Genomic DNA, 18,455 nt, shown 5'->3' with positions numbered 1-18,455 from the left:
TCGTTCACCTTTAAGTTTTAAAGAACTTTACTTACTTCAATGAATGTTTTGTTACGTTATCTAGTTTTCAAGGAACGAGGCTACTGACTTCAATCACATCGTGATTAATCATCAGTGTTTCGGCATCATGCTGCCTTGCGCTGAGGAATCAATCATCTTCGATTCATCTTGTAGACGCAAGCGCAATGATTTTTGCAACAAGCAAAAATCTACCTTTGAGAGAAAAAGCACTCTCAAAACTGACCACAATACAAAGCGTCTTTTTATGAAGTTCGTAGAACTTCAGTTTCCTTAGAAAGGAGGTGATCCAGCCGCACCTTCCGATACGGCTACCTTGTTACGACTTCACCCCAATCATCTGTCCCACCTTAGGCGGCTGGCTCCTTACGGTTACCCCACCGACTTCGGGTGTTACAAACTCTCGTGGTGTGACGGGCGGTGTGTACAAGGCCCGGGAACGTATTCACCGCGGCATGCTGATCCGCGATTACTAGCGATTCCGGCTTCATGCAGGCGAGTTGCAGCCTGCAATCCGAACTGAGAATGGTTTTATGGGATTTGCTTAACCTCGCGGTTTCGCTGCCCTTTGTACCATCCATTGTAGCACGTGTGTAGCCCAGGTCATAAGGGGCATGATGATTTGACGTCATCCCCACCTTCCTCCGGTTTGTCACCGGCAGTCACCTTAGAGTGCCCAACTGAATGCTGGCAACTAAGATCAAGGGTTGCGCTCGTTGCGGGACTTAACCCAACATCTCACGACACGAGCTGACGACAACCATGCACCACCTGTCACCATGTCCCCGAAGGGAAAGCCCTATCTCTAGAGTTGTCATGGGATGTCAAGACCTGGTAAGGTTCTTCGCGTTGCTTCGAATTAAACCACATGCTCCACCGCTTGTGCGGGCCCCCGTCAATTCCTTTGAGTTTCAGTCTTGCGACCGTACTCCCCAGGCGGAGTGCTTAATGCGTTTGCTGCAGCACTAAAGGGCGGAAACCCTCTAACACTTAGCACTCATCGTTTACGGCGTGGACTACCAGGGTATCTAATCCTGTTCGCTCCCCACGCTTTCGCGCCTCAGCGTCAGTTACAGACCAGAGAGCCGCCTTCGCCACTGGTGTTCCTCCACATCTCTACGCATTTCACCGCTACACGTGGAATTCCGCTCTCCTCTTCTGCACTCAAGTCCCCCAGTTTCCAATGACCCTCCACGGTTGAGCCGTGGGCTTTCACATCAGACTTAAAGGACCGCCTGCGCGCGCTTTACGCCCAATAATTCCGGATAACGCTTGCCACCTACGTATTACCGCGGCTGCTGGCACGTAGTTAGCCGTGGCTTTCTGGTTAGGTACCGTCAAGGTACCGCCCTATTCGAACGGTACTTGTTCTTCCCTAACAACAGAGCTTTACGACCCGAAGGCCTTCATCGCTCACGCGGCGTTGCTCCGTCAGACTTTCGTCCATTGCGGAAGATTCCCTACTGCTGCCTCCCGTAGGAGTCTGGGCCGTGTCTCAGTCCCAGTGTGGCCGATCACCCTCTCAGGTCGGCTACGCATCGTCGCCTTGGTGAGCCGTTACCTCACCAACTAGCTAATGCGCCGCGGGTCCATCTGTAAGTGATAGCTAAAAGCCATCTTTTAATATAAGACCATGTGGTCTTATATGTTATCCGGTATTAGCTCCGGTTTCCCGAAGTTATCCCAGTCTTACAGGCAGGTTACCCACGTGTTACTCACCCGTCCGCCGCTAATCTTTGGGAGCAAGCTCCCAAAGATCCGCTCGACTTGCATGTATTAGGCACGCCGCCAGCGTTCATCCTGAGCCAGGATCAAACTCTCCAATAAGAGTATTGATTGCTCAATAATTTGTTACTTAGAATTAAAACGTTGACGCTTGTATTGTGTTCAGTTTTCAAAGAACTTTTTTGAAATATCGCTCGTAAGCGACTTTCTTAATATATCATGCTGACTTTTTGAAGTCAAGATTTTTTTAAAAAGTTTTTAGTGAATTATTTTATCGTCAGCGACGACGATAATTAATATATCATCATAATAACCCTGTGTCAACAACCTATTAAAAAAAATAAAATTATATATTAAAGAGGATTATATTCAGTTGAGTTGATACAATCCTCCACCTTTGTTCTATCCTTTTTTTCTATTTACCTTTTTCGTCCTAATGTATCTAGTGCATTCAGTTGGATCAGCAATTCTTTTAAATAACCGAAACAATATCTGATATCTTTCCTCCATGGCTCTTTTTACGATATGGTCTATCCTATTATCTTCTATATCAAATAATATTTCATCCATCTCTCTTTTTAGGAGATATTCTAACTCTTTAACTTCTTTCTGATCAACTAATAATCCAATCATAGTTTCACCTCAAGTATGTTGTAATTCTAGTTATTTCCAATATTGGTTGTTTTATGATTGGTTTTTCATAAGACTTTACACATAATTTTTGCTGACAAGCATATTATTTAGACAGAAGATCTATGGACAAGGGGGATTAAAATGAATTTTTTCTACATCCTTAGTAGCAAAAAGATTAAACAAACCTTAATTATTCTTTTTGCTTCAATATTTACAGCAGGTATTTTCTATATTGAAAAGGGTAATATCGCTCCCGCTTTCTCTACTGAAAATGGACCTCGTGTAATTTATACCGGCGAAAAGAGCGAAAAAGCAATTGCTCTTACTTTTAATATTAGCTGGGGAGATACAAAAGCCTTACCGATTATTGACACATTGAAAAAAGAAGGGATTACGAACACTACGTTTTTCCTTTCTGCTTCTTGGGCAGAAAGACATCCTGATATTGTTAGTCGAATCGTAAAAGATGGACACCAAATCGGGATAAAGGGATACGATTATAAAAACTATACTGAACTTGAAGATGCTCAGATAAAAAAGGATATTTATAAGGCCCAGGATACATTTAAGAAATTAGGTGTCAAAACCGTTGCCTTCCTTAGAACACCTGATGGGAATTTCGATTCAAGGGTTGTGAAAATTGCTGACTCACTCGGATATACTCTTGTACATTGGAGTATTGATTCAAATGATTGGAACAATCCCGGCGTTGCTAAAATTACGAGTAATGTATTGGATAAGGTTAAAAGTGGAGATATCATTTTATTACATGCTTCCGATTCAGCTAAACAAACCGCAGAAGCTCTTCCATCCATATTAAAAGGTATTAAAGAGAAAGGCCTATCCTTTGTAACAGTTAACGATATGCTGAACAATGCTGATGTGAAGAGTGAAGTAGTAGAATAGGGAAAAGCGCAAGGCGCCCTAACTTTGGCGACATGCATAAGACGAGCGCTGACAGAAGGTGCCTTTTACCTTCCGAAGCGATTGGTTTAGAGCCGAGCGCCGATGGCGCCTTGAGATAGACACAAAAAGCTGACCTTTTGGTCAGCTTTTTTGGTTTGTTATTTTTGGTAGTATTAATAATTGATATGCATTACATATTAATAGTGGAAAAAGCATTAAATATAGCCAACTGTTTTCATTTACACGAATAGCTGGAAACCATTCAATAACAGAAACAACAAACATAAAAAATATAGCTGGTATAAACGCGCTCCTATTTGTCTGCTTACTTTTTAAGTAGCCAACAATTATAGCAACAACCAATACAGCAATCGGTATCAATACATATGAAGTAATTGCTTCTCCTTCATTTGCAAATACCTTATAACGGAAATAAATCAAATCAAATAATACAAATGCAATTAACACGATCTGCGCAGGATTCCATGCTCCTTTAAATAACCCTAGACCAAAACGGTGAACAGTCAAATAAGCAAAGAAGCCCATTTGGCTAATAATACTAAAAATAAATCCAACACCGATGAGCCAAAATACAACAAGGAGTATCTCAACTACATCTGATGCTATGAACAATTCTTTATATTCACTCCATTTAACGGCAAATCCAACAATAATTGTGCTAATCGCGCCTACAAGTAAGGTAGATAGAAAAAACCTTACCCAATTTCGACTCTTCACTACAAAATCCCCCACTCAATAAGATTCACTATATGATTGTATCAAGTGCAGGGGATGAATGCCAGTTCCAAAACATGCATTACATGAATATTTTTCAACAAAAAAAGCATATTAACAACTAAGGATCCCTTATGAAAGGAGCTTTGTAAATGAGAAAATGGATGTCGCTCCTCCTCATTTCTAGTTTCATTTTTAGTATGGTAGGGTGTGCCCCAGCCAATGTTGAACAAGATCGAATGGATTATGAAGAAACCAAGAAAATGGTTGTCGATATATTAAAAACTGATGATGGAAAGAAAGCAATTGAGGAACTCATGCGTGATGAAAAGATAAAACAACATCTAATCATGGACCAAGCAGTTGTAAAAGATTCCATCCGAGAAACTCTTACCTCCGAAAATGGAGTTGAGTTTTGGAAAAAAACATTTGAGGATACGAAGTTTGTAGAGGATTTCGCAAAAAGTATGCAGACGGAGCACGAAAAACTCATTAAAGACTTAATGAAGGATCCTGATTACCAAAAAATGATGATGGATATCTTGAAAAATCCTGAAATGGAAGAACAACTAGTCGAAGTTCTGAAGAGCCAGGAATACCGAAAACATCTACAATCTGTAATTAGCGAAACTCTAGAGAGTCCATTATACAAGGCGAAGATTGAAGATATTCTCATCAAAGCAGCTGAAGACTTGCAAAAGGCCGAAAAAGCAAAAAAAGAAGAAGGTGAAGGTGAAGGAAGCGGTAATAGCTAACTCACTTCCCCTAATAGAAAAGAACCTCCGGGAAATAGGGAGGTTCTTTTGCCTTATAAAGCACTAATTACTTTTTGGGCAATCTCATTATATATCTTTCCAGTTGGATGGCTTTCTTCATAAATAGATGGGGCAAAATCCTCATCGTTCCAGTCTGGCTGTCCTAACGGTATGTTCCCTAGTAATGTGGTTTGGAGGTCCTCTGCTAGTTTCTTGCCTCCACCTTTACCAAACACATATTCCTTTTCTCCAGTTACTTTACTCTCAAAGTAAGACATATTTTCAATAACACCCAGTATTTCATGTTCTGTACGAAGCGCCATGGCACCCGCTCTGGCTGCTACAAATGCTGCAGTAGGATGTGGTGTTGTTACAATAATTTCTTTACAATGTGGAAGCATTGTATGAACATCAAGAGCAACGTCTCCAGTTCCTGGTGGTAAATCTAACAGTAGATAATCTAGATCTCCCCACTCAACTTCATTAAAGAAATTATTTAGCATTTTTCCAAGCATTGGCCCTCGCCAAATAACAGGGGAATTATCTTCTACAAAGAAGCCCATAGAAATTACTTTTACTCCCTTTCTATCGACAGGGATAATTTTTTCCCCACGAACGACAGGTCGTTTCGTAATACCCATCATATCTGGAACACTAAACCCGTAGATATCTGCATCAATTAGACCAACCTTTTTACCAAGTCTAGCCAATGACACTGCTAAGTTTACAGATACAGTTGACTTCCCAACGCCTCCCTTACCACTCGCAATCGCAATAAAAGTTGTTTCATTTACTGGTGACAATAAGGATGCGGATTCCCCTGTATCAGTCTTAAATTTAGCCAACTCTTCTGGTGATAGGTCTGTAAAGCGAAGTCCCACCGATTCTGCACCCGCTTGTTTTAGTGCATTTACAATTGTTGTTTGTAGCTGCAATTGTTCAGCTGAACCCGTCTTTGATAAAGCAATCTTCACACTAACGTGTTTTTTTTCTTCTTTTATTTTAACCTCTTGGATTGCATTGGTTTCCTCGAAAGTTTTATGTAAGAATGGATCTTGCATTTTGTGTAACACGTCAATAACTTGTTGTTCATTTAACATAATAGACACCACCTGGATTGTATTCGGTTTCACTCTATCTCATTATAACATACCTGTCCGACAATACAGTGTGAGGTGTCTCATAGCTTTGTAAAAAAATATCAGTCCTTAAAAGACAAAATAAATACCCACCTAATTAGTCAGGCGGGTTTGATTCATCTGAGAAATATCGGTTTATACCGGTGTAAATTGACGCTGCTACTTTATCTTGATATTTATCTTGGATCAGTAAAGATTTCTCCTGTGGGTTTGAAAGGAATCCAACCTCTACAAGGGCACCGGGCTTCTTAGCAGTTTTCAATAAATACACTCCATTGATTGCTTTTGCACTCCTAGTGGTATTCCCTAAATTGGTTCGTAATTCATCTTGAATGAACTTAGCTACTTCCTCATTTTCCTTAAAGGTACCATAGTAAAAGGTTTGTGCCCCGCTCCACTTTGGAGATGGAATTGCATTAAGATGAACACTTATAAATAAATCCGCTTCTGATTCATTAATGATCTCTACCCTTTTCTTCAAGTCCTCTGTTTTTCTTCGACTATAGCCTTTCATTCCCTCTGGCGCTAAATCTGTATCATCTTCCCGTATCATTTGAACCAAAGCACCCTGTTGTTGCAAGTAATCACGAAGCTTGAGTGATATTTCTAGAGCAATATCTTTTTCCTGAATGTCACCATTCATTGCTCCTCCATCTACCCCACCGTGACCAGGGTCAATAATAATAAACTTTCCTGAAAGAGGTAAATTCCATGAGTTCCAAACATCTTTATCCATGTATTTATATTGAATAAACAAAAATAAAACGATAGTACCTACCAGGATACCAGCAATTTTTAATTTCTTATTCACCATTTTCCCTCCTGCGCGTCCCTACAATTTACTATATGGGACAAGGAGAGTATATATGATTAAAAACTCTAATGCAATTTTAGGCGGTGTCTTTTTTCTCCCTTTTGAAATCCTTCCATCCACCAATAGTTGATATAATGCTCACACGCATAATAAAGAGACTCATTTACAAAGCCTTGATCTCCAATATGTCCCCAGTAACAAATGAATTCATAGAGTGCATCTATTAGGTTCTTCTCATATTGGTAACAGCGTCTTCTTACATCCTCGATAGATTCTCCATAATAACCAAATCGACTATATTTGGCTCCTAGTAAATAAGCTTCTATGGCAACATCCAAACATCCTTCCTCAATGGCACTTCCAAGCATTGTGCCCATTCTAAAAAAACTGCCAAAGGTATCTGCTACATTCTTTTTTAATCCTTCTAGTGAGAGCTCACGTAGCATTTTGCGTTCATACGTAATTTGCTTCTCCTTGCGCTTTTCTTTGAAGGTTGTAATGACATTCATTAGTTAGAACCCCCCTTTGACAACTAGTTTCTTACTGTATCAACGTAAACATGCGTCCAACACAAACTACCTTAACTGCCAAAATAAACTATGCATAGTAACAAAAAAAAGCACATAGAAAAAGACTCTCACTTTCCGAGAGCCTTCCCTTACTTTATCCTATGATGGCTTAAGATTATCTGACACTTCAAGCGCTGGTTTCTCCTTTTCTTTCCCCACTAACCTTCCAAATTGCCAACCAATGACCATATTGACTACACCCATGATCATAAATAACAGATAATCTCCAATTGGTTCTGGGAGCAATAGATCAACAATTAACCACACACCAGCTGAAGATGCACCAATACTTGCACCGATAAGTGATTTTTGAATACGACTCATTCTCTTCATTCACCCCTAATATTATTGATACTCCTAATCGGAGTTCATTCCTACATCCATCATATGTTGGCAACCCTCTCGAAATTACTTGAATTTTGGCGAATGGTTGTCCAAATGTTGTCGTAACCTTTTTTTACTACTAGGGTTCTTCCATCGTCAAAAACCCTTCCTCTCATCCTAAAGTTGTAGATAAATCTCAAGCTTTTCTACGAAGAAAGCCTTCGGAATAACTAGTATGCTTACTATATCAACTACAAAAGGAGAGATATTCAATGAGTAAAGTAGTAATGATTACTGGCGCGTCTAAAGGGTTAGGAATGGCTTTAACATTGGCATTTGCTAAAGAAGGGGCAAAACTTGCTATCTGTGCACGAGCAACAGATAGTCTTCTACAGGTAAAACAAGAAGCTGAAAAACTTGGAGCACAGGTGTTAGCGGTTACTGCTGATGTATCGAATTCCAGGGATGTCGAGCGTTTTGTCGCGATGACCGAAGAGGAATATGGCCATATTGATGTGTTAATTAATAATGCGTCGATGTTAGGACCAAGTCCAATGCCACTACTTCTTGATTACCCGGTAGGAGACTTCGCTGAGGTACTAAGAGTAAATACCATTTCATTATTTTCCATTACGAAAAGGGTTTGTATAGGAATGCTTGAGCGAAACCAAGGATCAATCATTAATGTAACCTCTGAAGCTGGTCAAATTGGATATGCCGGTTGGGGGGCATATGGAGTATCTAAGTTTGCTGTTGAAGGTCTAACTCAAACATGGGCAGACGAATTAAAAGAAACTGGTGTACGAATGAATATGGTTGATCCAGGTGAAATGGATACAGATATGCACCGTTTAGCTGTACCAGACTGTGATTACCCATTAACAAAGCCAGAAGAGATTGTTGACATATTCTTATATCTAGCTTCAGATCGGTCAGCAGGTATTCATGGCCAGCGACTTTCAGCTCAGTCCCAAGAGGAGGTGTAATCGATGGAAGCAAAGACATTGGATTTTTTCCTGCCGAATGAATTGAATGCTTCTCACCCTCCAGAAAAGCGAGGCCTGAGGAGAGATCACGTACGGTTAATGGTGCTAGATAGAATATATGGTGATATCAAACACGAACGTTTTAATCAATTGCCAACATACCTTCAATCAGGAGATCTAGTTGTCTTAAACAACAGCCGAACTATACCTGCTGTTTTACACGCTGAATGGAGTAGAGATATGAACCTTCCCCCCACTACTGTTGAAGTCAGACTCGCAAGGCGCAAGCAAGATGATACATGGGAGGCGCTTATTGTTCAAGATTCAATACAACTTGGAGATACATTATCTTTTTCACCTGAACTATCAGCAACTGTTATAAGCAATAAAAAGAACTCGCCATTAAAGATGATTAGGTTTACTAAAAAAGGAACAGATCTATTAAATAGTATTTATACACTCGGGGAACCGGTTCGGTATGAATACATTGATCAACCATGGGAGTTGGAATACTATCAAACGGCATTCGCCAGCCATCCAGGTTCAGTAGAAATGCCATCTGCCGGTAGAGCTTTTAGCTGGGAGTTACTTTTCTCATTAAAGAGAAAGGGAATACAAGTTGAATTTATTCAACTCCATACTGGACTCAGCTACTTACTTGATGACCAGTGGCATCTGGGCCCAGAAGCAAACGAGGAGGAGTACTATATTTCACAACAAACAATAGAAAAAGTTATGCAAACGAAAAAGGCTGGTAATAGAGTGATTGCTGTGGGAACGACTGTCGTTAGGGCCCTTGAGAGTGCGGCAATGTCAGGTGAACTATCGGGTAAAACCACTCTATACATCAATCAACATTTTCCTTTAAAAATGGCGGATGGAATTATTACCGGTTTTCATGAACCGCAGGCTAGCCATCTCGATATGCTTACCGCCTTTATCTCTGAAGAACACCTGCTTCAGGCATATAATCAAGCCATTGATGCCGGCTACCTCTGGCATGAATTTGGGGATATGAACCTCATTATTTGAATGGAGGTACGACCATGCAGCTTCATCACTATGGGTTTGAGGTAAGAAATTTGGTGGAAACAGTCGATTTTTATAAAAGACAGTTCGGTTTTGAGGAAGAGAGCCGCCTCATGTTTATGGAAGAAGAACTTGTGTTTTTAAGGTTAGGTAATTTTCGGCTTGAGTTATTCTCTGGTAAACAGGTTGGAGAGCTACATGCTCATATCTGTTTTGAAGTTAGCGATCTCGATAAGATTATGTTTCAATTCTCGAATTTTTCTATAGTAGAAGGTCCCTACCAACTTGCTAATGGTTGGCGAACGGTCTTTTACGAAGGTACTGATGGTCACATACTTGAGTTTTTACAGCTCACTACACCATAAAATCAAGTCTTAAAATTGCAAATCAGCTATAATGGAAGCAGATACTTCACGGTGGAGGGAACACAATGTCCGTAGACGCTAGATTTGAAGAAATTAGTATATTAAAGGAAATTGCCGAACTTTTAAACGAAGGTACCGACACTAAGGGTGTGTTATCAGATGTTTTGAAAAAACTCCTTCAGGTAACTGGGCTTCATTCTGGATGGATTTTTCTCATTGATGAAACTGGAACACATCACCTTGTCGCTGACGAAGCCCTTCCACCTGCATTGGCTAGTAATAACAAAAAAAGAATGTGCCAAGGCAAGTGCTGGTGTGTTAATAAATACAACAACCAACAACTAGATAAAGCAACCAATATAATCGAATGTAAAAGAATTGAGGAAGCCATTGCAGAAAAAGCAGGTGATACGGGTAATCTGACATATCATGCAACCGTCCCGCTCCGTGCAGGAGAGGAACAGTTTGGAATTCTGAATGTCGGTGCACCAAGCAAAACCCACTTCGAAAAAAATGAACTTGCCCTACTTGAAGCAATCGCTTACCAAATAGGATCAGCACTAAAACGAATCAAACTAACCCAACGTGAGCAGGAGACAGCACTTGTAGCTGAACGAAACCGTTTGGCTAGGGATCTACATGACTCTGTAAATCAACTTCTTTTTTCCCTTAGCTTAACAGCTAGAGCCGGCGTAGAAATGACAGATAATACACAACTCAAACAAACATTCGCCTATATGCAAGATTTATCACAAGAGGCACTTGGGGAAATGAGAGCTTTAATCTGGCAGTTACGACCACAGGGACTGGAGAATGGATTAGTCAGCGCATTACGAAGCTATGCCAATATGTTGGGGCTGACAATTGAAACAAAGGTATCGGGTGCAACAAGTATTCCTGGTAAGGTAGAGGAAGCATTGTGGCGAATCGGTCAGGAAGCCCTAGCAAATTGTAAGAAACATTCTCACACCACTGAGGCAACATTATGTTTTGAAGCTTCCAACGAAGGGGTTACCATGACAATTAAGGATAGCGGTTGTGGTTTTCATTATCAGGAAAGTCAAGAAATCCCTACCTTAGGACTGCGCAATATGAAAAGCCGTACAGAAGCATTAAACGGCTCATTTTTTCTAAAAAGCAAACCAGGGAACGGTACAGAAATAAAGATTCATATTCCAATCTAGGGGGGAAGTGTCGTGAGTATACGAATCTTAGTCGCAGATGACCACCATGTAGTGAGACGCGGTCTCGTTTTTTTTCTTAAGACACAGAATGAACTTGAAATTATCGGAGAAGCCGCAAACGGCAAAGAAGCACTTGAATTAGCAAAATCTTTAAAGCCTGACTTGATTCTAATGGACTTAGTCATGCCTGAAATGGACGGAATTGAGGCAACAATGCTAATAAAGAAGGAATTGCCTAAGATAAAAATCATGATACTTACCAGTTTTTCCGATATAGACCATGTTATTCCTGCTCTTGAAGCAGGTGCTTCAGGATACCAATTAAAGGACATCCAGCCTGATGAACTTGTTACAGCGATTAAAAAAATCATGAATGGTGAGAATCAGCTTCATCCAAAAGCAACGTCACATGTATTAGCCAACTTGTCCAATAAACAAAACCATATGAAAGAGGAGCTAACCAAAAGGGAGCTTGATGTGTTAAAAGAAATTGCTAGTGGAAAGAGCAACAAGGAAATTGCATCAACTTTATTTATTACGGAAAAAACCGTAAAAACACATGTTTCAAACCTCCTGGCAAAACTTGAATTGGCTGACCGGACCCAGGCAGCACTTTACGCAGTGAAACATCGATTAGTTGACTGAAACGGATGCTGTAAATGACAGCATCCTACTTTCATTTTTAAAAAAACGGCTCCCAACCAAATGGTCGAGAACCGCGAAATCGTTAATTCATTTGTAAAACCCTTTGAACTTAAGCTAATGCCTTTTCAACTTCTTCCTGTAATTGGTCAGCATCAATTTCAATTGGAAATTGAAATTCTTTTTCATTAATGTAAACGGTTGGTACCATCTTCACCTGACGTTTAATAGCCTCAGCTGTAATCTTTAAGCTGATGTCAATCGTCTCTGGTTCTTCTTTCAATCCGTACTGATCCGTTAACATCTTTTTAATGGAGTCACTATCAGACTCACTCCATTCACTTTGTTTCTCAAACAGTTCCTTCATAATCTTATAAATTTGCTCAGGTTGGCTGTAATCAAAAAACAAATTAACCAATGTACCATATAACAGCATTTCACGAGGTTTGTCATAATGTTTAATTACGTATTGAACTCTACCATCTTTTATATAAGGTGTTAGTGTCTGATCTGCTGCTTCGAAAAATGTTGCACAATAAGGACATGCTAGATTTAAAAAAACTTCAACCTTTACAGGAGCATCTGGATTGCCGTAACTCAAGAATGCATTTTCAATTACCTTTGCCATATGAAACCCTCCTATTTGATGTTGTCAGGAATAAGTGCCTCGTCTACATTGGTTGCTTCCTCAATACTAATTTCAGTTTCTAATAAGCCCGCTTCATAGAACGTATCTGCTAATTGTTGTTGGCTATTAATAATTTCTTCTCCTATTTTTTCTACACCAAATGTACGTCTGTCATTTGCCTGTTGAATAGGTTCTACTTCTAGACCTAATTCAGCTGAAAGAATCTCAGAAACTTCCTTCTTATTCTCATTTGCCCATTGGTTAGATTCTTGTAGTTCTTCTAGAATAATTTTTATCACATCTGGTTTTTCAGCCAAAAACTCTTCCGCCGCAAAATAGAACGTACGGTTCTCTGTTAAATCAGAACCATTCACAATCGTACGAGTTTCTACTTTGTTTTCAACAATTGCTAGATACGGATCCCATGTTCCGTAAACATCAAATTGATCGGTTGTAAAAGCTGAAAGTCCCTCAGCTGCATCTTTGTAAAATCTTATTTCTACTTCATCTAATGAGATACCAGCTTCCTTTAAAGCTACTAATAATAAATAGTGCTGGTTCCCGCCTTTTGTTACACCAATCGTTTTACCCTTAAAATCTTCAACTGATTCAATATCTGAATCTGCTTTCGTAACTAATGCAACACCGTTTGGATATGGTGCTTCAGAAGCGATATAGTGTAACGGGTGACCCCCCGCTTGCATGAACACTGCATTACCGTCAGACGCATGTCCAAAATCAATATTATTCGTATTTAACGCTTCTAATAAAACTGTACCAGTAGGGAATACCTTCCACTCAATTGCGTAACCTTCTTTACTTAAAGCTTCATCTAGATTCCCATGTTCTTTCAAAATGTTTAACGTGTTACCTCTCTGGTAGCCAATTCTAATTACTTCATTTTCACTATTATCACTTTCACTTGACTTACCCTCCGTTGATGTTCCACTACTAGAATCACTTCCGCAAGCTGCTATAATAAATAAAAATAATACCGATACAAATACTAAAAATGACTTTTTCATGTTAGTACCCCCCTAGAATTTCGTTTAGTATTTTTTTCTCGTAATATGTGAATTTCTCATCACGTTCACGAGGTCTCGCTAAATCAATTTGTTCATCCAGTTGAATGACACCTTTGTCTATTACAATGACACGATCAGCCAAACGCACAGCTTCTGTTACGTCATGAGTAACAAGAAGAGATGTAAATTTTTGCTGTTGCCAAAGTCCTTCAATTAAATTTTGCATTTCAATACGAGTAAGTGCATCAAGTGCCCCAAGCGGTTCGTCGAATAGTAAAATATCAGGATTGCTTGCAAGTGCACGCGCAAGAGCAATCCGCTGTTTTTGTCCGCCTGATAATTGATCTGGCCAGTCATTTTCCTTCTCAATCAGTCCGACCTTTTCTAGCGATGCTTTTGCAACCTCTTTATTGACTGCTCCAAGGTTAATATTATGTAGAATGCTTTTCCAAGGAATTAGCCGGTCATCTTGAAACATAACGCGAATTTTCGGATCCTTCGCCTCTGTTCCTGAAAACGATAATTCTCCTTTTGTAATTTCCTCTAGCTTAGCAATAATTCGTAACAGTGTGCTCTTGCCACAGCCACTTCGTCCAACGATGGCAGTAAAACTTCCCTGCTCAATGGAAAGATTAATATCACGAAGGACTATATTTTCCCCATAGCTTTTAGCTACATTTTTTAGCTCAATATTGAACATCGTACCACCCCATTCTCATTTCAATTTTTATTTTCTGTTGTAGGATGGATTCCACTTTAATAATCGATTTTCAAATAACTTCGCAATGAAGTCAGATAACTTACCTAAGATCGCATATAGTACTATCGTAAGGACAACGATATCCATTTGCATAAATTCACGAGCTGTCGTTGCCAAGAATCCAATTCCTGAATTAGCTCCAATTGTTTCAGCAACGATTAATGATATCCACGTTACTCCTAGAGCATAGCGAATCCCTACAAGAATAGAAGGCAGAGATCCTGGTAAGATAATGTTTGTGAATAACTTCCATCTTGATAAACCATAGACAGAACCCATTTCTATTAGCTTATGATCCACATTTTTAATTCCATTAAATGTATTAATGTAGATTGGAAACATCACCCCGAGTGCTACTAGAAATATCTTGGCGCTTTCGTCTATTCCAAACCACAGGATCACAAGTGGAATTAATGCCAAATGGGGAATTGTACGTACCATTTGTATGGTCGTATCAACTGTTTTTTCAAAAAATAGAACCGTTCCATTTAATAATCCAAGAACAAACCCTACAAATCCGCCTATGACAAAACCAATTAAGGCACGTTGTGTACTAATTAACACATGCTCCTGTAATTCTCCCGTTTTGAATAAACGAATTGCTGCTTGCACCACCTCCAAGGGAGTTGGAAGTATGGAGGAAGCAATGATTTTGTACTGACCAAATACTTGCCAAATAACTATTAGGATAATTGGTACTATCCACGGGACGATCTGATTGTTATACCATTTGCTGTTTTTTTTCAATTTCTCACCTACTTTGTAGTCCAATGGAATTAATTATAGTAATTCCGATTGGTTTTGTAAACATTAATGTTTTGACAATTTACATAAATATAATAATTTGGATGTGTTTTAGAAAAACAAGTAAAAGTCTCTCGTCCATGTAAAAAAACCCTCAACCGGTTTGGTTAAGGGTCCCTTATAAACGACAACATTTTCGTAAAAACTATTCTATTCACAAACATTTTTAATTCCAACATTGGTGAGTTGAACCATTCTTGCCTAGCTTTGAAAATTTCGATTATCGTTCCTTCAAGCGCTTAGTATTTTTTAACTCTTGTATAGTTTGCGCACCAATTCCAAACATGGACATACGAAGTTCCATTTCACGAATTTCCATCGTTTCAATAACATCTGCTGTACTTAGGGTTGCTTCTTTAAGGATAGAACGTCCAAATCCAACCAAATCGGCTCCCAATGCAAGAGTCTTTGCACCGTCAAGTCCCGTCCGCATTCCGCCACTAGCAATAAGAGGTAGGTTCTCCATCTCTTCGCGAACCAGTTTGATTGATTCCACTGTAGGAATCCCCCACTCTCTGAATGCCTCGGCTGCAGCTCTACGGATTTTATCTTTAGCACGGAACTTTTCCACCTGGCTCCAGGATGTACCTCCTGCCCCAGCAACGTCGATAAACGCAACACCGGCCTCAGTTAGCTTTTTCGCTGTCTGACTATCAATTCCCCATCCAACTTCCTTAACTCCGACTGGAACCTCTAGCGTGCTACACAATTGTTCTATTTTATGTAATAATCCTTTAAAATTGGTATCTCCGTTTTCTTGAATTACTTCCTGAATGCTGTTCAAATGAAGGACAAGCATATCCGCCTCGGTTAATTCAATGATTTTCTTGCATTCCTCAACACCATATCCGTAATTAAATTGAACAGCTCCCAAATTAGCTATGATTGGAACACTCGGTGCATACTTCCTAATCATGAAAGAGTCGGAATCTCTACCACTGTCAAGGAGTGCACGTGTGGATCCTAGAGCGAGCATCCAGCCTCGTTCCTCTGCTGCTTCTGCCAGGTTCCGGTTAATTGTCCCCGCTAGGGCCGTTCCACCTGTCATGGAACTTATAAGAAATGGCGTTCTACATTCAACACCAAGAAATCTGGTTTCTAAAGAAATTTCATCAAAATCAATTTCTGGAAGTGCATTGTGGATGAACATAACGGAATCTAATCCAGTTGAAATGGACTCTCCAGTTACCTTTTCATTAAGTACAATTTGTATATGTTCAGACTTTCTCCGCTCAATTGAGTTTTCCATGCATTACACCCGCCTTTGTCATCAAGATTCTATTTATCTCTAACACCGTCTCCTTTTGTTTTAGACGGTAAAACTCTCAAATTGAAGGGTTATTTTACCATTAATCGATTTGAACTTCTTCCACTGTTTGTTCCACTTCTTCTCGTGACATTTTTTCTCGTCCCTCTTTCAACGCTTTTAACGTCTTATGGGCGAGAGCGAGCGGCAGTCGGCAGAATAAAATGATACTTTTTGACTTGAGAGATTTCATATATTCGTCTGCTTTTGCTAGATTCTCCTCTGCATAAGTAAACAATTCAGCTCGGGTCCAACCATCTGGTACAAAACGCACCCCACGTTCATCATAATCTTCCTTCTCATTACGCAATATATTTACTGCCTGAAGTCCACGTCCATACCCAATCGCTAGTTCTCTATCTGTTATTTCATTAGCATAGTGCTCCCAAAGGTCTGAAAGCATGACCCCTACTAACCCTGCAACATAATATGTATAGTCATCCAAATCATCTCGGGTGTGTATCTCCCAATTTGCTTTTGTCCATTTTCCCATACCAAACGCCATCTCACTTGCAGACTTAGTTACAATAGGTAGAGCATCCTTTGGACAAGCGTTAAGCCATTCCTCTAAACGAATTGTGACTTCTGGCATTTCAACATTAGCAAGACTGAGTAGTTGTAAATACTCATCGTTATTAAAGGGTTTGTTTAATAATTTACTTATTTGCATTAGCATCGTGTATTTTACCGCATTGTCCAAATTTGCATGATCTTCGATTTCATCAATTGCTCGAAAAACTAAATAGGCAGATGCAACTGAATACTTTAACTCTTTCTGCAAAAAGGTAATAGGAATATAAAATGTACGACTGGTCTCTTTTAGCATACGTAATGCATCTTTTGGAAACCTACTCATCTATTTTTGTACCTCCTCAATAAATCTGGCTTATTTCATCGTACCTCTTTTTTTAATAGGAAACACGTAATACACCATATCCATTTTTTTCTTTGTTAAAAAGTAAGCATGTACTTATTTTAACAGTTCGTAACCTATGAACGCTAATTTATGTTATCTTAACTTTTATCCAATTGCGATTCTACCTTTGATGTTGTAGTAAATGATTTTATATTAATACAAGTTGAAAGCCCCTGTTAGACAATAAGCAAATTGTAGACTAAACAAAAAGACTCCCAACCAATTGGTTGAGAGCCCTGATAATCCCAAAATTAACGCTTTGAGAACTGAGGTGCACGACGAGCACCTTTAAGACCGTATTTCTTACGCTCTTTCATACGTGGGTCACGAGTTAATAGTCCAGCTGACTTTAGAGTTGGACGGAATTCAGGATCAGCTTGTAGTAACGCACGAGCGATACCGTGGCGGATTGCGCCAGCTTGACCTGTGTAACCACCACCATCAACATTTACAAGAACGTCATAACGTCCTACAGTTTCAGTAGCAACTAGAGGTTGTTTTACAACTTCTCTTAAAGCTTCAAATGGAATATACTCTGCAATGTCACGACCGTTGATCACAATGCGTCCGTCGCCAGGAACTAAACGTACACGTGCAACAGAGCTTTTACGACGACCAGTGCCATAATATTGTACTTGTGCCAAATTAATACCCTCCTTAATAATTAACCGCGAAGTTCGTAAACTTCAGGTTGTTGAGCTTGATGTGGATGTTCGCTTCCAGCATAAACGTGCAATTTTTTAAACATTTGACGACCAAGAGAACCCTTTGGAAGCATGCCTTTGATTGCAAGTTCAAGCATTTTTGTTGGATAGTTAGTACGCATTTCTAATGCAGTTCTTGATTTAAGTCCGCCAGGGAATTGGCTGTGACGATAGTAAATTTTGTCGTTTAATTTATTACCAGTTAGTTCGATTTTTTCAGCGTTGATGATGATTACATTGTCACCAGTGTCAACATGTGGTGTAAACGTTGGTTTATGTTTTCCACGAAGTAATGTAGCAACTTCAGTTGATAGACGGCCTAAAGTTTTACCTTCAGCATCTACAACATACCATTTGCGCTCTATATTATTAGCATTTGCCATAAATGTTGTACGCATGAGTTTCCCTCCTAAATTCTAACAGTTCATATTTTATTCAATCACGATTAAAGTTCCGGGGCTTTAACGTGGGATTTAAAATATCATACC

General features: G+C 39.5%; 21 protein-coding genes and 1 rRNA gene. 7 read left to right on the top strand and 15 right to left on the bottom strand.

Annotated features, from left to right (window positions below; all coding sequences use genetic code 11):
* Nucleotides 1–295: 295 nt before the first annotated feature.
* Nucleotides 296–1,845, bottom strand: a 16S ribosomal RNA gene (locus tag ACWNMY_RS11990).
* Nucleotides 1,846–2,145: 300 nt separating this feature from the next.
* Nucleotides 2,146–2,376: a hypothetical protein gene (locus ACWNMY_RS11985; RefSeq protein WP_449538522.1), complete on the bottom strand. Its 231-nt coding sequence runs from the start codon at nt 2,374–2,376 to the stop codon at nt 2,146–2,148.
* A gap of 141 nt (nt 2,377–2,517) precedes the next feature.
* On the opposite strand from ACWNMY_RS11985, the gene pdaB reads away from it, so the two are divergent.
* Nucleotides 2,518–3,282 (top strand): polysaccharide deacetylase family sporulation protein PdaB, encoded by a 765-nt coding sequence (gene pdaB, locus ACWNMY_RS11980; protein WP_449538521.1) that lies wholly within the window; start codon nt 2,518–2,520, stop codon nt 3,280–3,282.
* A 141-nt stretch (nt 3,283–3,423) separates the two neighbouring features.
* On the opposite strand, the gene ACWNMY_RS11975 is transcribed toward pdaB, so the two are convergent.
* Entirely contained in the window at nt 3,424–4,020 is a 597-nt protein-coding gene (locus tag ACWNMY_RS11975; protein WP_449538520.1) for a KinB-signaling pathway activation protein, read from the bottom strand.
* Between the two features lie 149 nt (nt 4,021–4,169).
* Here ACWNMY_RS11975 and gerD point away from each other — a divergent pair, with 149 nt between their 5' ends.
* Entirely contained in the window at nt 4,170–4,772 is a 603-nt protein-coding gene (gene gerD / locus ACWNMY_RS11970; protein ID WP_449538519.1) for a spore germination lipoprotein GerD, read from the top strand.
* A gap of 53 nt (nt 4,773–4,825) precedes the next feature.
* Here the strand turns inward: gerD and ACWNMY_RS11965 are convergent, their stop codons facing one another.
* The 4 genes from ACWNMY_RS11965 to ACWNMY_RS11950 all read right to left on the bottom strand — a co-directional run bounded on the left by ACWNMY_RS11965 (nt 4,826) and on the right by ACWNMY_RS11950 (nt 7,618).
* Entirely contained in the window at nt 4,826–5,872 is a 1,047-nt protein-coding gene (locus ACWNMY_RS11965; protein WP_449538518.1) for a P-loop NTPase, read from the bottom strand.
* Nucleotides 5,873–6,008: 136 nt separating this feature from the next.
* Nucleotides 6,009–6,722 (bottom strand): N-acetylmuramoyl-L-alanine amidase CwlD, encoded by a 714-nt coding sequence (gene cwlD / locus ACWNMY_RS11960; protein WP_449538517.1) that lies wholly within the window; start codon nt 6,720–6,722, stop codon nt 6,009–6,011.
* 68 nt (nt 6,723–6,790) lie between these two features.
* Entirely contained in the window at nt 6,791–7,234 is a 444-nt protein-coding gene (locus ACWNMY_RS11955) for a YbaK family protein (protein ID WP_449538516.1), read from the bottom strand.
* A gap of 159 nt (nt 7,235–7,393) precedes the next feature.
* On the bottom strand, nt 7,394–7,618 hold the full coding sequence (locus ACWNMY_RS11950) for a hypothetical protein (RefSeq protein WP_449538515.1): 225 nt from the start codon (nt 7,616–7,618) through the stop codon (nt 7,394–7,396).
* Nucleotides 7,619–7,890: 272 nt separating this feature from the next.
* Between ACWNMY_RS11950 and ACWNMY_RS11945 the strand changes: the two genes are divergently transcribed.
* The 5 genes from ACWNMY_RS11945 to ACWNMY_RS11925 all read left to right on the top strand — a co-directional run bounded on the left by ACWNMY_RS11945 (nt 7,891) and on the right by ACWNMY_RS11925 (nt 11,827).
* Nucleotides 7,891–8,604: an SDR family NAD(P)-dependent oxidoreductase gene (locus ACWNMY_RS11945; RefSeq protein WP_449538514.1), complete on the top strand. Its 714-nt coding sequence runs from the start codon at nt 7,891–7,893 to the stop codon at nt 8,602–8,604.
* Between the two features lie 3 nt (nt 8,605–8,607).
* Nucleotides 8,608–9,636 carry an S-adenosylmethionine:tRNA ribosyltransferase-isomerase gene (locus ACWNMY_RS11940; protein WP_449538513.1) on the top strand — a complete coding sequence of 343 codons (1,029 nt, stop codon included), beginning with the start codon at nt 8,608–8,610 and terminating at the stop codon, nt 9,634–9,636.
* 14 nt (nt 9,637–9,650) lie between these two features.
* Nucleotides 9,651–9,998 (top strand): VOC family protein, encoded by a 348-nt coding sequence (locus tag ACWNMY_RS11935; protein ID WP_449538512.1) that lies wholly within the window; start codon nt 9,651–9,653, stop codon nt 9,996–9,998.
* Nucleotides 9,999–10,063: 65 nt separating this feature from the next.
* Complete coding sequence (locus ACWNMY_RS11930) at nt 10,064–11,182, top strand: GAF domain-containing sensor histidine kinase (protein ID WP_449538511.1); 1,119 nt, start codon at nt 10,064–10,066, stop codon at nt 11,180–11,182.
* 12 nt (nt 11,183–11,194) lie between these two features.
* Nucleotides 11,195–11,827 (top strand): response regulator, encoded by a 633-nt coding sequence (locus tag ACWNMY_RS11925; RefSeq protein ID WP_449538510.1) that lies wholly within the window; start codon nt 11,195–11,197, stop codon nt 11,825–11,827.
* Nucleotides 11,828–11,936: 109 nt separating this feature from the next.
* Here the strand turns inward: ACWNMY_RS11925 and ACWNMY_RS11920 are convergent, their stop codons facing one another.
* The 8 genes from ACWNMY_RS11920 to rplM all read right to left on the bottom strand — a co-directional run bounded on the left by ACWNMY_RS11920 (nt 11,937) and on the right by rplM (nt 18,365).
* On the bottom strand, nt 11,937–12,452 hold the full coding sequence (locus ACWNMY_RS11920; RefSeq protein ID WP_449538509.1) for a thioredoxin domain-containing protein: 516 nt from the start codon (nt 12,450–12,452) through the stop codon (nt 11,937–11,939).
* Nucleotides 12,453–12,463: 11 nt separating this feature from the next.
* Entirely contained in the window at nt 12,464–13,477 is a 1,014-nt protein-coding gene (locus tag ACWNMY_RS11915) for an aliphatic sulfonate ABC transporter substrate-binding protein (protein ID WP_449538508.1), read from the bottom strand.
* Between the two features lies 1 nt (nt 13,478).
* Nucleotides 13,479–14,177: an ABC transporter ATP-binding protein gene (locus ACWNMY_RS11910; RefSeq protein WP_449538507.1), complete on the bottom strand. Its 699-nt coding sequence runs from the start codon at nt 14,175–14,177 to the stop codon at nt 13,479–13,481.
* A gap of 27 nt (nt 14,178–14,204) precedes the next feature.
* A complete protein-coding gene (locus tag ACWNMY_RS11905) occupies nt 14,205–14,984 on the bottom strand; it encodes an ABC transporter permease subunit (RefSeq protein ID WP_449538506.1) in 780 nt (259 codons plus the stop codon).
* Nucleotides 14,985–15,261: 277 nt separating this feature from the next.
* Nucleotides 15,262–16,290: a type 2 isopentenyl-diphosphate Delta-isomerase gene (gene fni, locus ACWNMY_RS11900; protein WP_449538505.1), complete on the bottom strand. Its 1,029-nt coding sequence runs from the start codon at nt 16,288–16,290 to the stop codon at nt 15,262–15,264.
* A 100-nt stretch (nt 16,291–16,390) separates the two neighbouring features.
* Nucleotides 16,391–17,203, bottom strand: coding sequence for a squalene/phytoene synthase family protein (locus tag ACWNMY_RS11895; RefSeq protein ID WP_449538504.1), 813 nt, complete (start codon nt 17,201–17,203; stop codon nt 16,391–16,393).
* Nucleotides 17,204–17,514: 311 nt separating this feature from the next.
* Nucleotides 17,515–17,907: a 30S ribosomal protein S9 gene (rpsI, locus tag ACWNMY_RS11890; protein ID WP_449538503.1), complete on the bottom strand. Its 393-nt coding sequence runs from the start codon at nt 17,905–17,907 to the stop codon at nt 17,515–17,517.
* A gap of 20 nt (nt 17,908–17,927) precedes the next feature.
* Nucleotides 17,928–18,365, bottom strand: a complete 438-nt coding sequence (rplM, locus tag ACWNMY_RS11885) for a 50S ribosomal protein L13 (protein ID WP_077620243.1) — start codon at nt 18,363–18,365, stop codon at nt 17,928–17,930.
* Between the last annotated feature and the right edge of the window lie 90 nt (nt 18,366–18,455).

It is taken from the genome of Ferdinandcohnia sp. Marseille-Q9671, from assembly GCF_976954385.1.
Note: the sequence above shows the minus strand (reverse complement) of the source record. Positions and strands in the feature narration are given on the sequence as shown.